Annotated in this window: 13 protein-coding genes and 2 tRNA genes; 5 read left to right on the top strand and 10 right to left on the bottom strand. The window is 43.0% G+C overall.

The genetic code is table 11. The features are described from left to right. Positions 1-116: 116 nt before the first annotated feature. The 4 genes from EUBREC_RS17665 to EUBREC_RS03075 form a co-directional block, all read right to left on the bottom strand. Positions 117-293 carry a DUF6472 family protein gene (locus tag EUBREC_RS17665; protein WP_012741592.1) on the bottom strand — a complete coding sequence of 59 codons (177 nt, stop codon included), beginning with the start codon at positions 291-293 and terminating at the stop codon, positions 117-119. A gap of 41 nt (positions 294-334) precedes the next feature. Then, the gene (locus EUBREC_RS03085; protein WP_012741591.1) at positions 335-511 is read right to left on the bottom strand and encodes a DUF4250 domain-containing protein; all 177 of its coding nucleotides are present in this window, start codon (positions 509-511) and stop codon (positions 335-337) included. A gap of 67 nt (positions 512-578) precedes the next feature. Next, the gene (locus EUBREC_RS03080; protein ID WP_012741590.1) at positions 579-1,082 is read right to left on the bottom strand and encodes an NUDIX hydrolase; all 504 of its coding nucleotides are present in this window, start codon (positions 1,080-1,082) and stop codon (positions 579-581) included. A gap of 37 nt (positions 1,083-1,119) precedes the next feature. Then, entirely contained in the window at positions 1,120-1,740 is a 621-nt protein-coding gene (locus EUBREC_RS03075; RefSeq protein WP_012741589.1) for a M48 family metallopeptidase, read from the bottom strand. 347 nt (positions 1,741-2,087) lie between these two features. Here EUBREC_RS03075 and EUBREC_RS03070 point away from each other — a divergent pair, with 347 nt between their 5' ends. Continuing rightward, positions 2,088-2,726 carry an endonuclease III domain-containing protein gene (locus tag EUBREC_RS03070; RefSeq protein ID WP_022293934.1) on the top strand — a complete coding sequence of 213 codons (639 nt, stop codon included), beginning with the start codon at positions 2,088-2,090 and terminating at the stop codon, positions 2,724-2,726. Positions 2,727-2,998: 272 nt separating this feature from the next. On the opposite strand, the gene murI is transcribed toward EUBREC_RS03070, so the two are convergent. Then, complete coding sequence (gene murI / locus EUBREC_RS03065; protein ID WP_012741587.1) at positions 2,999-3,775, bottom strand: glutamate racemase; 777 nt, start codon at positions 3,773-3,775, stop codon at positions 2,999-3,001. Positions 3,776-3,846: 71 nt separating this feature from the next. Here murI and EUBREC_RS03060 point away from each other — a divergent pair, with 71 nt between their 5' ends. After that, on the top strand, positions 3,847-4,266 hold the full coding sequence (locus tag EUBREC_RS03060) for a FeoC-like transcriptional regulator (RefSeq protein ID WP_012741586.1): 420 nt from the start codon (positions 3,847-3,849) through the stop codon (positions 4,264-4,266). On the opposite strand, the gene EUBREC_RS03055 is transcribed toward EUBREC_RS03060, so the two are convergent. Beyond that, positions 4,267-4,767 carry a DUF6106 family protein gene (locus EUBREC_RS03055; protein WP_015515693.1) on the bottom strand — a complete coding sequence of 167 codons (501 nt, stop codon included), beginning with the start codon at positions 4,765-4,767 and terminating at the stop codon, positions 4,267-4,269. It lies immediately after the preceding gene. Positions 4,768-4,898: 131 nt separating this feature from the next. Here EUBREC_RS03055 and EUBREC_RS03050 point away from each other — a divergent pair, with 131 nt between their 5' ends. Beyond that, complete coding sequence (locus EUBREC_RS03050) at positions 4,899-6,938, top strand: amylo-alpha-1,6-glucosidase (protein ID WP_012741584.1); 2,040 nt, start codon at positions 4,899-4,901, stop codon at positions 6,936-6,938. Here EUBREC_RS03050 and EUBREC_RS03045 read toward each other — a convergent pair. Continuing rightward, on the bottom strand, positions 6,913-7,974 hold the full coding sequence (locus EUBREC_RS03045) for an NAD(P)H-dependent flavin oxidoreductase (protein ID WP_012741583.1): 1,062 nt from the start codon (positions 7,972-7,974) through the stop codon (positions 6,913-6,915). The two genes, EUBREC_RS03050 and EUBREC_RS03045, sit on opposite strands and share 26 nt — an antisense overlap. A gap of 243 nt (positions 7,975-8,217) precedes the next feature. Here EUBREC_RS03045 and EUBREC_RS03040 point away from each other — a divergent pair. Both EUBREC_RS03040 and EUBREC_RS03035 read left to right on the top strand, forming a co-directional pair. Beyond that, positions 8,218-8,290, top strand: a tRNA-Phe gene (locus EUBREC_RS03040). A 26-nt stretch (positions 8,291-8,316) separates the two neighbouring features. Continuing rightward, positions 8,317-8,387: transfer RNA gene (locus EUBREC_RS03035), tRNA-Gly, on the top strand. Between the two features lie 176 nt (positions 8,388-8,563). Here the strand turns inward: EUBREC_RS03035 and EUBREC_RS03030 are convergent. The 3 genes from EUBREC_RS03030 to EUBREC_RS03020 form a co-directional block, all read right to left on the bottom strand. After that, positions 8,564-9,079 (bottom strand): DUF6465 family protein, encoded by a 516-nt coding sequence (locus EUBREC_RS03030; protein ID WP_015569051.1) that lies wholly within the window; start codon positions 9,077-9,079, stop codon positions 8,564-8,566. A gap of 22 nt (positions 9,080-9,101) precedes the next feature. After that, positions 9,102-9,356 carry an HPr family phosphocarrier protein gene (locus EUBREC_RS03025; RefSeq protein ID WP_012741581.1) on the bottom strand — a complete coding sequence of 85 codons (255 nt, stop codon included), beginning with the start codon at positions 9,354-9,356 and terminating at the stop codon, positions 9,102-9,104. 159 nt (positions 9,357-9,515) lie between these two features. After that, positions 9,516-12,044 (bottom strand): cysteine peptidase family C39 domain-containing protein, encoded by a 2,529-nt coding sequence (locus EUBREC_RS03020; protein WP_012741580.1) that lies wholly within the window; start codon positions 12,042-12,044, stop codon positions 9,516-9,518. Between the last annotated feature and the right edge of the window lie 13 nt (positions 12,045-12,057).

Below are 12,057 nucleotides of genomic sequence, written 5' to 3'. Positions count from 1 at the left end.
ATGCTTTGTATATTTGTAAATTCTTAATTTTTAAAATAACCAACTTATTATACAGCCTTAAATTGATTAATGCAATTTATTTTTTAATTATATTTATTATATTTTGTTATAATGCTTCACATCTGGTGACGGACAACCCTGTATTCATCGCCTGAGCGGTAAAACGGACAGCGCTTATAGCTGCTCTGGACAAATCTCGCCATATCATCCTCGTCCATATTTACCGAGCAATAATACTCCTCATCATCCTCATCATATTCATTGTATGCACAAAAATCGCAGCATGTCTCCATTATCTTATCCTTCCATCACTTTTAATATGTATGCTGAAAATCTACTTAAACTGATTGACAGTCTCGTCATATTTGTAATCAATCTGTGCAAGCTTGTCGCAAAGCTCTTTCTCATCAATATCATATGCTGCCGCAAGCTCCTTCAATCCTGAATAATTGTCCCGAAGCTGTGTGTTTACAAAGCTAAGCAGCATAACCGGATCCTTTGGTAATGCCATAATCTGCTCCTTATAATTCTATGTAATCTTATAATTCTATGTTATCTTATTATCATAATCATAGCAATTAACTTTCAAATACCTGCTTTATGCTGTCATAGTGCAGGAACACTCCCTGCGCAGCAAGCTCTTTTATTTCATCGAGTGTGGCAATTTTAAACCCAAGTGCCTCCTCTGTCTGAATCTGTACGTCAGACTCCTTGAAATCAAGCTCAAAGCGGTAAACATCCACGAAATAGTTGTCACCCTCGCCCGGATTCTCCCTGTGATAGGTATAGGCAAGCCCTCCCGGACACTGTGATACATCAAGGCCCACCTCTTCTTTCACCTCTCTGCAGACTGCGGTAAATGAGCTCTCACCTGCCTGTGCGGCTCCTCCTGAAACCTCCCACCAGCCCGGTGCCCATGCCTTTGTCATGACACGCTGTGTGATAAGGAACCTGCCATCAGGTCTGTGAATCACGCCAAGCACTGAAAGATGATACTCTCCATCCTTAAGTATCCAGTCGTTTTTTTTCATTGTACGGCCTGTCGGTTTTTTATCCTTATCGTATATATCCCAAAATTCCATTTGAAGCTTCCTTTCTCTAAGTGAGTCTTTAACAATATCATATCATATCCTGCGCAGAAAAGCCAGCTAGTTGTTTACGCAGCTTTTTGCTTTCCGGCAGATAATATTCCATCAGCGACCAGAACCTGGCATTATGGCTTGGCTCAAGCAGATGTGTAAGCTCGTGAACCACCACATACTCTGCGCACTCCGACGGCACCTTAGCCAGCAGAAGGTTGAAATTCAGATGATGTGACTTAACGTTGCATGATCCCCACCTTGTCTTCATCTTCTTTATCGTAAAGCCGGCTGACTTAACTCCCATAACAGGCTCCCATTTGTCGATAAGCCTCTGCAGCTGCATTTTAAGCTCCCTGCGCAGCTCTCTCTCCATGAATGGCGCCAAAACCGGTTCCTGTTCCTTAAGCTGTCTTGCGACAAGCATTTCCTGCATGATCCGCTCAATCCAGTCTGATTTGCTTTCCACGAATTTCCTGATTTCCGCATCACTCATGCCATAAGGAGCACTCACTGATAGTGTGCCATCCGTGTCCTTCACACGAAGATACATGTTTTTTATTCTTTTCCTAGTCACTTCTATTGCATATCTGTTGTTTATATATATGTTATTTGTACATTTTTTATTTGCATATGCGTTATTCATATTTTCCAGTTTCATACTGCTCCTATCACGTAATCCGCTCCACGTAAATCCATTTTACAATCTCCACGCATTTTTGTATACTATAAAATAAAGTAACTATTCAGAACCACTGAGAACAAGAAAAGCTGATGCGTCATGCTTGCATGTAAGCAGCAGGTTTTATTGTTCTCTAGGTGGCTCGAATAGAGCCACCCCACACATATGAGCAAAATTAGCTGCACAGCAGCGGCGCTAAACGTCCGGTGGACGTTTGTTCAGCGCGGACCGAAACGGAGTGTAGACAAAGCACGAGTATCGTGCGGTTTTGCGAATATGCGTGGGTGGTTCTGAATAGTTATGAAATAAAGAATAAGGAGGCTCATATGACAAAAGAAAAATTAGCCATTGAAGTAATAAAAAGACTAAAAACCGCATATCCCCGCACCGATTGCACTCTTGAGTACGACGATGCCTGGAAGCTGCTCGTATCAGTCAGGCTCGCAGCCCAGTGCACTGATGCCCGCGTAAATGTAGTCGTGGTGGATTTGTTCAAAAAATATCCTTCCATCGAGGCTCTCGCCGATGCTGATGTTTCCGACATAGAAGAAATTGTACGTCCATGCGGCCTGGGAAAGAGTAAGGCACGTGATATAAGTGCCTGCATGAGAATGCTTCGCGATGATTTTGGCGGTCTTGTGCCTGACAATATGACCGATCTACTGAAGCTGCCGGGAGTCGGCAGAAAGAGTGCCAACCTGATTATGGGTGATGTGTACGGCAAGCCTGCCATCGTCACCGACACACACTGCATACGCCTTTGCAACCGTATAGGACTTGTAGATGGAATAAAGGACCCGAAAAAAGTGGAGATGGAGCTTTGGAAAATCATCCCACCCGAGGAGAGCAATGACTTCTGCCACAGGCTGGTTGATCATGGACGCGCCGTATGCACTGCACGAACCACACCGCACTGTGACATGTGTGTGCTGAACGATATATGTGGAAGCGTTGTGCATAGCTAAAACAGCAAGGCTGCGTCTCCGCAGCCTGCATGCAAAACGTGAGAAAGGACCGCGATGTTACACGCGGTAACAACGCGATCCTTTCTCGAGGAGTTTAGTTATGAAAATGTTTATTAATAAAAAGGGAATAATGTAAAAGGTTTTGTTCCTCTTACATTAACAAGTATATGCGGTAATTATGTCCTAACAATGTACATTTTAGAAATATTTTATTAAAAAAGTCGTGATTATTTTATACTTTTTTTAGATTTGTAATATTCTGTAAATAACAACTAAATTTTTTTGTTAAAAAGTGCCTTACAGAGCTGTATTTTATCCTCATGGCTCTGTCCGGTCAGGCTGTTTTGAAAATCCACAATACCTGCAGCGGTGCTGTCTGTCAGCAGACCTTTTTCTGCGAGACGTCTTTTCATCTCACGCGCTGTACCGTTTCCTCCATCGAACACACGCACCCTATCTCCAAGCACCTCCTGTATCATTTTTCTGACAAACGGATAATGTGTGCATCCCAGCACAACCGCATCTATCTCACCATGCGAATATGAATACAAAAGTTCCTCGAGATACTGTCTCACATCATCACCGTACAAGTCACCTCTCTCAACGAAATTCATAAGCCCAGGACAAGGCAATGGAATAATCTCACCCAAATGTCTGTATCTGTCCATAAGCTTTTTAAGTTTTTCCTCCCTGATAGTCATAGGTGTAGCCATCACAAGCACTCTCGGATTTTCCATAAAAAGCATCGCAGGCTTGACTGCAGGCTCTATCCCTACGATAGGAACATCGGGATATTGCTCTCTTAATATACGCACTGCCGCGCTGGTGGCTGTATTGCACGCGACAACAAGCCCCTTTGCATGCTGATTTAAAATCAGCTCCTTTGCATGCTCACAGGTCAAAGCTCGCACCCGCTCAAGTGTTTTGGTACCATAAGGCGCATTTGCTGAATCACCGTAATATATAAAATCTTCGTTAGGCATCACTTCAACCAGGCTCTTTAAGACGCTTATTCCGCCGACTCCTGAATCGAAAACTGCAATTGACATTATAAAAGTCCCTACTTTCTTTATAAAATCTGTTATGATATAATGAATAAAACAAGCTTAAGGAGGCACCTATGGATAATCCTAAAAGTCTTTTTAACAACAACACAAAAGTATGTGAAAACTGTAAAAGGCCTCTGCCACATGACTATAAAGAGAATCTCTGCCCACGATGCCTTGATCTGGCATTATTCCGCGAGGTAAAGGAATTTATCCGTACCCACGACGTAAATGAATACGAGGTTGCAGAACATTTTAAGATACCGCTTAGACAGGTAAAGAGCTGGATAAAGGACGGACGCATCGAGTACAAGCAGTCTGAATCAGCCTCCACTATAGCCGGTCTTCACTGCCAGCGGTGCGGTGCACCTGTTACCTTCGGCACTCTTTGTCCCAAATGTCTGAGACTGTTAAACGGCAACAAAGGATACTCAACCGGATACGATGCCGGCAAAACAAAATCCAAAATGTACCATTTGGAAGGAGAGGAGTAATTACTCCTCTCTTCTTTTAACCTTTGATCTGTATTTTTTCTCAACCTCTGTGAGGAACTTGTCATCAAGCTCCGCCTTTATAAGTACGTTCTCATCAGGCGATTTGATGACGATATCATAATAAGGTACATCCTTCTGACCTGAGGTATAGTCTATTTTCTTGAACTCATTTCCATTCTCGTAATTGTATACGCTTCTGTCACCTGCCGGTGCAATTGCTGCTACAGACTCCATGCTGTATATTCCAAGGCGCTTTCTGCGGCTCTTGTTTTTAATTTTGGCAAAGCGCAGCTCTCCGTCAAAATATGAATATTCAAACTCGGTGTTCTGTGCCATTATCATAAGATATGCAATAAGTCCAAATACTACTGCAAATAAAATACCCGGTGCAAATCCGATGCAGATAGTCAGAAGACTTATCGCAGCAAGAGCTACAAGCAGGTACGAAACAAATACCAGCGCCACATTTTTTTTACGCGCAATCAATGTAAATACTTCCATTATAATTCTCCTTTGCATATTGAAAATATATATCTTTATAATGATAACAGATTTTTACCGTTTCGTATAGATTTTTTCATGTTTATAGGTTAAAATATTATAAAAATTTAGTGAAATTTCGGAGGGTTAAGATGCAATTTAACTTAAAACTGCAAAATGATTTCAAAAACAACATAAGAAGGGAGTGGGCTTTAACCAACGGCCTTGGCGGATATGCCGGTGGTTCAGTCACCGGTGCGATAAACCGTACGCATCAGGGCTATCTGATTGCAAGCCTTCATGCTCCTGTGCAAAGATACGTCTGCTTCTCAAAGACAAACGAAAAAATAGTCACAGACAGCCACACCTACGACCTCTCAAGTGACCAGTTCAAGGGCGGATGCCACACAGACGGCATCCAATATATAAGAGAGTTCACATACGATGGAACCATATGCTTTACATATGAGGCCGGTGATATCACCATAAAAAAACACATCGCACTGGCACAGGGAAAAAATCTCGCTGCCGTGGCATATGAGGTTCAAAACAAAGGCGAAGCGGCTAAGCTTTTGATCACGCCTCTTATGAACTTCCGTGAGCACTCTGAAAGTTCCACCGTCGATTCATTAAAATTCGAGGTCAAAAAGCAGGAGCATGGCTTTACCCTCATTCCAAAAGCTCAGGATGACCACTGTATCCGCATTGCTTTTTCAGGCGGAGAGCTTATTGAAAGAGACTACAAGTATATCTGTGACCTTGAGGCTCAGACCGAGGTGGACAATGAAGTGCCCGGCCTCGACTGTGCATTTTGCCCATATGACGTGAGCGTGGATATTCCTGCCTCTGCTTCAATGCATTTTTCTGTAATGTGCGATATCGTACCGCTTGAAGCCTGTAATGACAACTCAGGCACAGCCTTCGCCAAACACCTTGTTTCTGATAACGAAAGTGCTTTTGAAATACTACGTGCGCAGCTTGACTACACCGATGAGCTGATTAAAAGAAGCGGCTTCACTGATGACTTTGCCGTGAAGCTTACTGTGGCTGCAAACCAGTTCATCGCACACAGACAGTCAACAGGCTATGACACTGTGCTCGCCGGACTTCCTTGGTTTACAGACTGGGGCCGTGACACTATGATTTCATACACCGGCCTGACACTTTGCACCGGCCGTTTTGAAAAAGCCCACGATATACTACTGACCTTTGCCAAGTACTGTAAGGACGGGCTCATCCCGAATATGTTCCCGGACAGCGGACTTGAACCTCTCTACAATACTGTAGACGCATCACTGTGGTATTTTTATGCTGTCTACAAATATCTTGAATATGTGGCCACTCCCGATGCCTATGAATTTATAAAGAAGGATATTTATCCATGCTTAAAGAATATCATATCTACTTATAAAAAAGGCACTGATTTTTCCATATATATGGACACGGACGGGCTCATTCATGCCGGAAGCGGACTCGACCAGGTAACATGGATGGATGTGCGTGTCGGTGACTGGGTTGCTACGCCTCGTCACGGCAAACCTGTCGAGATAAATGCACTTTGGTACAACGCACTGTGCACCATGGATATGCTTCAGGCTAAGTTTGGCGATAACGATGACAGCTACAGACAGCTTGCTTCTCTCGTAAAGACTTCCTTCAACAAGCGCTTCTGGAATGAAAACACAGGCTGCCTGTATGATGTGGTTGACGATGATGACGACACAATCCGTCCAAACCAGATTTATGCCGTAAGCCTGCCATTTACCATGCTCGACAAGGAGCGTGAAAAAGCAATTGTGGATACGGTAATGGATAAGCTGTACGTAGGCTGCGGACTGCGTTCGCTCGATCCTGACCACAAGGATTACCATCCGATTTACATCGGCTCTCTCTCAAAGCGCGACCACGCCTATCATCAGGGAACAGCCTGGGGCTTTCTGCTCGGTGGTTTTATCAGTGCCTATGTAAAGGTAAACGGCCGCATGAAGGCGACCGCTTTATGCGCTGACAAGCTGCTTGACCCTGTAAGGGAGCATCTGCTCAACAACTGTATCGGCTCAATATGCGAGATATTTGACGGCGATGCCCCTCACACCGGCCGTGGCTGCTATGCGCAGGCATGGAGTGTAGGTGAAGTGCTTCGCTGCTACTGTGAGGATGTACTGCCTATGCTCCCACAAGCTCACTCATAAGCTCGTGGACCGTAGTCATTCGGTTTATGCGGCCCACATTGGCACCGCAGAATACCAGACCGTTTTGCATATCTCCTTTAACCGCTGCAATCAGTGCCTTCGTAATACAGTATGGCACTGTTGCAGGGTTACATTTCTCAAGACAATTGTAGCACTTTGTGATAGGCTGCTTTTCCTTTTCCAATCCCCTGATAAACTCATTTCTGACAGCTCGCCCCGGCATTCCGACCGGGCTTTGTATAATCTGCACATCAGACTCATTCGCGTTCAGATAAGCATGCTTATAGGCATCAGATGCGTCACACTCCTCTGTCGCCACAAAACGGCTCGCCACCTGCACTCCGTCGGCTCCAAGCTCCATGCAGTGCATGACATCCTCATGTGTAAACACTCCGCCTGCTACAATTACCGGAATGTGCTTTTTAAACTTCTCCTCATATGTCTTTGCACAGCTGATAATCTCCTTAATCTCGCTGTCATAATCCATATGCTCCATATCTGCAAGCTGCTCATTGGAAAATCCCAGATGTCCTCCGGCCTTTGGTCCCTCGATAACAATAAAGTCCGCTGTGCGGTTGTATCTGTGTGCCCACATTTTAAGAATCAGATTTGCTGCTCTCTTTGAAGAAACAATCGGAGCAATCCTTGTATGTGACTTTTCATCGACCAGCTCAGGCAGTTCCATTGGAAGTCCTGCCCCGCTTATAATAACATCAGCACCTGCTTCAACCGCAGCCAGAACATGCTCCTTGTAATGCTTTAAAGCCACCATGATATTGACACCTACCATTCCATGTCCACAGGCAAGCTCCTTTGCTTTCTTAATATGCTTCTTGATAGCAATCAAATTAGCCTTTGCCTGGTCCTTTTCAAACTCCGGCTCCTCAAAGCCAATCTGCGCGGTGGAAATCACTCCTACACCACCCTCCTTAGCAACAGCTCCGGCCAGTCTGCTAAGACTCACTCCAACTCCCATGCCTCCCTGAATGATAGGAAGCTTTGCAACCATATCTCCGATTCTCAGTTCTCTCAACATAATATGTACCTCCGAACATGTATAAATTCCACTTTTCTGTTTGATATTCAAATTATTTGATAATCAAACATATACACATAGTAACCCTTTATGGTATTTATGTCAAGGTAAAATTATATCATTTTCTATTTTATATAGTTTTTAATACTACATTTCTTGTTTATTGTAACTATCCAAATTTTCTCGATTTTAATATTGACATCAACAGACAAATCGTGTAGAATAACTTTTGTTGTGAGACAAGCCCAGTTAGCTCAGTTGGTAGAGCAACGGACTGAAAATCCGTGTGTCTCTGGTTCGATTCCGGAACTGGGCATTATACAACAAATTAAATATTCCTATGCGGGTGTAGTTCAATGGTAGAACACCAGCCTTCCAAGCTGGATACGTGGGTTCGATTCCCATCACCCGCTTTTTTGTTACCCTTTTTTGTTTGTCCACTAAGTATTTCATAATGCATTTAAACTGTCATACAGCTGCTTTTACACATACTTATACACAAAACAAAAGCCGATACACCGTGTCTCCACGAAATGTATCGGCTTTTATTATGCGCTAGATAAAATATGTATTCCCTAATAATGTCTGACTAGAATAAATCTACACGACCTGAAAACTTATCATTTATAACATAGTATGCAGAATACTCTTCCGGCTTGATGTAGATGTTAAGCTTTCTGATGAAGCCTGCCTTGTGTCCCTCAGCAACGAACTGAGCCTTAACACGCTCCTCGACAGCTGCTGTATCAACCTCGCTGTTCTGGTACTGAACAATAATCTCCGGCTTTACCGGCTCCTTCTTTGCAGGTTTTGCCTCTTTAGCTGTCTTTGCAGCTTTTGCTGCCTTTGCTGTTGTCTTCTTAACAGTGTCCTTTACATCAGCCTTAACCTCAGCGGCCTTCTCAGCAACCTTCTCAGTTGTCTTTTCAACAGCCTTCTCAACCTTCTCGGTTGTCTTCTCTACGGCTTTTTCTACCTCAGCCTTTACATCGGCTTTTGCATCAGCCTTAGGCTCTGAAACCGGCTGTGCCACTGTTTCCTCTTTTTTAACTTCAACCGGCTTTACTGCCTGCTTAACTGTCTTTGAGTTATTCTTTTTACGCATACTATTTTCCTCCTCATGCTCATTATTCACATACTAAAAAATTTTCAATTGCAACTAAAGCTTCCTGCTCATCATCACCCTTTGTAACAATATCAACAGACATTCCATCTGAAGGATTAAATGCCATAATACCCATGATGCTTTTTGCATTGATTTTGCGATTGTCACTCTCCAATGTAATCTCACTATCGAACTTGCATGCCACTTGAACAAGCTCTGCGATTGGATTATCATGACCTTCACATACTTTTGTAACGACAATACTCTTCTTACTCATACGTTCTCCTTAAACAAAAAGTATTAAACCTGTTTCATACTTATTTAATATATCCCAATTGTAACCGCTTTTCAATCCTTATGAAAATTTCTGTTAAACTTTACCTAAGGAGCTTACATTTAATGTCACAAAATCGGCATTATTACAACATTATTCTGTTTATTTTGTCATGTACGTGATAAAATGCAAGCCACCATTATAAAACATTCTGTCAGCATCCTCATAGCTCATCGATGTTGTTGCGCCATTATCCGGATTATAAATATATAAAGCTCCATTTGAAGAGTATCCTGTCACAAGCACTGCCGACGTATTTCCCGTCATCGCAAATACCGGATTGCCCTGGCTGATATAAAAGATAATATCCTCAGAAGACACTCCCTGTAAATCCAGGATTTCCTTGTCCGGCAGGTTGTTTTTGAGCACATCAACAGCACTGCTGCCTGCTCCAATCAGCTCAGACACACTTACCGTAACATCATTGTAGGTAAGCATTGCACTTACTGACTTCACGACACTGTCAGCATCCTTATCGATTTCATTACATGCAATATTCGCAAATGCATTTACTGCATTTTTTCTTGCCCTCATCCATACATACTGCTGGTTTGAGTCAATTACCACTCCCATGCTGTCATTTGCCTGTTTTATGGCATCCGAGATGTTATCAGATGCAAAAATCACATCCCCCTTTGCATAAACATAGAAATGGACTGTATTGTCATCAAACTTTAAATCAACAGCAGTATCATGCGAATTTATAGTCATCTGTGCTGTCAGCTGCTTCAGCTTATCCGGCTTTTTACCACCTGCTATACTAATAGCGCTGACCGTCAGCTTTGTATCGGACTGGCTCGTATCAAGAGCTATCTTCTGCTTCGAATCAGCCTCCCGGTTCATAATGGTATCCTGACCGATTTCTGCATACACACCATTGTTTTGTGCAATCAGATCTATCGTTACCGTATATCCATCCACAGAAATTTTCTCGACATAGCCGCCCGAAGGGGTATATGTCTTAAGCTCCGACTGGTCAGATGTATCAAGAATAATAAGGCCATTCATCGGAAATGTCGTGTTTCCGGCTGCATCAGAGACCACATCAGCAGCATTCGCCTGTCCATATATGAAATCCTCACCTATGAAGCCAAGCGGACGCAGATACTGGTCGTCGCCCTTTTTGACCTCAAAGGTCTTACCACTCTTTAAATCCATCACTTTTATGGTATTTGATGAGTACTGATTTGCAGAATCCACCCATGCAAAGTATCTGTTACTCTCCGATGCGCAGTAAGAGCCTGTAGACAAGCCCTCAACCACCTTCTTTACTGACATCGAGCCTAAATTAATCCTATAGAGACTGTCATCCATCATGAGATAGAATTCATTCTTCTCATTGAGATAAAGCATCTTGCCCATCTCAGCCTTTAGCACCTCATATGATGTCTTAGAAGGAATAAACGCTTCCTCATCTATAGTATGTGCCAGACCGTCATAATGGTACACACCGGTTCCCACCTCTCCCTCGTGGGTGCCTCTGTTCATATATCCGTATACCACAAAATCAATACTGCCCGCTTCGTCTACACTGACAATTTTTATATCGTGATGATTCCAGTTCTCACGCTCATCAATGCCCTCAGCGTCCCTGAAGCTGAATACCTTGATTATCATTCCATTGTTGATATCATAGGAGTATAAATCTCCCTCCTGGACAAAGCATATCACACTGCCTGCTTCATTGGCCCTGTACTCTGCCTCACTGCTTCTGATGCCAAGCATTACGCTGCCTGAATCCGATATAAAGCTGTTTTCACTGTTAAAAATCTGATTTGCCGTTCTCTCATAGTTGAGCACGTACATACGGCTTTCCGTCTGGCGCAGCCTGAAATATTCTCTCACATTGTAATACTCAGTCTCACCCTTACCGTCCACACAGCTCATCACATAGTCTATTGTAACCACATCATAAGAATCGTTTATTTCCTTTAGGGCTATGACAGGATTCGTATACTGTGCAGCGGCCATTGAGCCCCAGGTAATCTGACTCACCGTAGATGTCAGATCCACATGTGCAAGCGTATTTCTGTCACCGGTTGTTGTCTCCATATATGTTGTAAAGAATGATTTGTCATCCTTTATAAACGTCTCATCATGAAACTTCTTTGCAAACTCAACAACCTTTGCAGCTGCCTTTCCATCGGTCTGCATAATCCTGCTGTAATAATATACATTATCCTGACCGCTTGTGATGGTAAACACCAAAAGATACTCAGTATTTTCATCCATAACATTCGGCATGTTTACGTCCGCCTGAATAGTATTATCCTTATTAGAAAAAGAAGATATCTCGTCATCGGCCACCAGCCTCTTGCCATCCATGCTTCTGATCTTATATGATATTCTGTCAACAGCCATGCCATATGTTGAAATGGATAATGAGAGCTTCCTGTCATCCGAAATCGGAATAACGCAATCGCGCATCTTTGTCGGATCCATCTCAGTAGTATATCCATGGAGGGTGTTTATCTTTATTTTATCCAGATTAAATGACATAACCGGCAGCGTTGCATCCGCCTGCTTCGTGGTCATATCCTTATTTCCCTTGTTTGTAGTTATGCAAAATGTAATTAATGCTGCAATAAATACTACTATAAGTACTATCGGCTTTATCACTTTCTTACTCATAAAATCATATCCT

It is taken from the genome of Agathobacter rectalis ATCC 33656 (genome assembly GCF_000020605.1).
Taxonomy (GTDB): Bacteria; Bacillota; Clostridia; order Lachnospirales; family Lachnospiraceae; genus Roseburia; species Roseburia rectalis.
This window is presented reverse-complemented; position numbering and strand designations above follow the sequence as displayed.

Bases quoted from the DNA above. Each gene is read 5' to 3' on its own strand.
- EUBREC_RS17665 (WP_012741592.1), bottom strand. From the start codon at position 293: ATGGAGACATGCTGCGATTTTTGTGCATACAATGAATATGATGAGGAT.
- EUBREC_RS03085 (WP_012741591.1), bottom strand. From the start codon at position 511: ATGGCATTACCAAAGGATCCGGTTATGCTGCTTAGCTTTGTAAACACA.
- EUBREC_RS03080 (WP_012741590.1), bottom strand. From the start codon at position 1,082: ATGGAATTTTGGGATATATACGATAAGGATAAAAAACCGACAGGCCGT.
- EUBREC_RS03075 (WP_012741589.1), bottom strand. From the start codon at position 1,740: ATGAAACTGGAAAATATGAATAACGCATATGCAAATAAAAAATGTACA.
- EUBREC_RS03070 (WP_022293934.1), top strand. From the start codon at position 2,088: ATGACAAAAGAAAAATTAGCCATTGAAGTAATAAAAAGACTAAAAACC.
- murI (WP_012741587.1), bottom strand. From the start codon at position 3,775: ATGTCAATTGCAGTTTTCGATTCAGGAGTCGGCGGAATAAGCGTCTTA.
- EUBREC_RS03060 (WP_012741586.1), top strand. From the start codon at position 3,847: ATGGATAATCCTAAAAGTCTTTTTAACAACAACACAAAAGTATGTGAA.
- EUBREC_RS03055 (WP_015515693.1), bottom strand. From the start codon at position 4,767: ATGGAAGTATTTACATTGATTGCGCGTAAAAAAAATGTGGCGCTGGTA.
- EUBREC_RS03050 (WP_012741584.1), top strand. From the start codon at position 4,899: ATGCAATTTAACTTAAAACTGCAAAATGATTTCAAAAACAACATAAGA.
- EUBREC_RS03045 (WP_012741583.1), bottom strand. From the start codon at position 7,974: ATGTTGAGAGAACTGAGAATCGGAGATATGGTTGCAAAGCTTCCTATC.
- EUBREC_RS03030 (WP_015569051.1), bottom strand. From the start codon at position 9,079: ATGCGTAAAAAGAATAACTCAAAGACAGTTAAGCAGGCAGTAAAGCCG.
- EUBREC_RS03025 (WP_012741581.1), bottom strand. From the start codon at position 9,356: ATGAGTAAGAAGAGTATTGTCGTTACAAAAGTATGTGAAGGTCATGAT.
- EUBREC_RS03020 (WP_012741580.1), bottom strand. From the start codon at position 12,044: ATGAGTAAGAAAGTGATAAAGCCGATAGTACTTATAGTAGTATTTATT.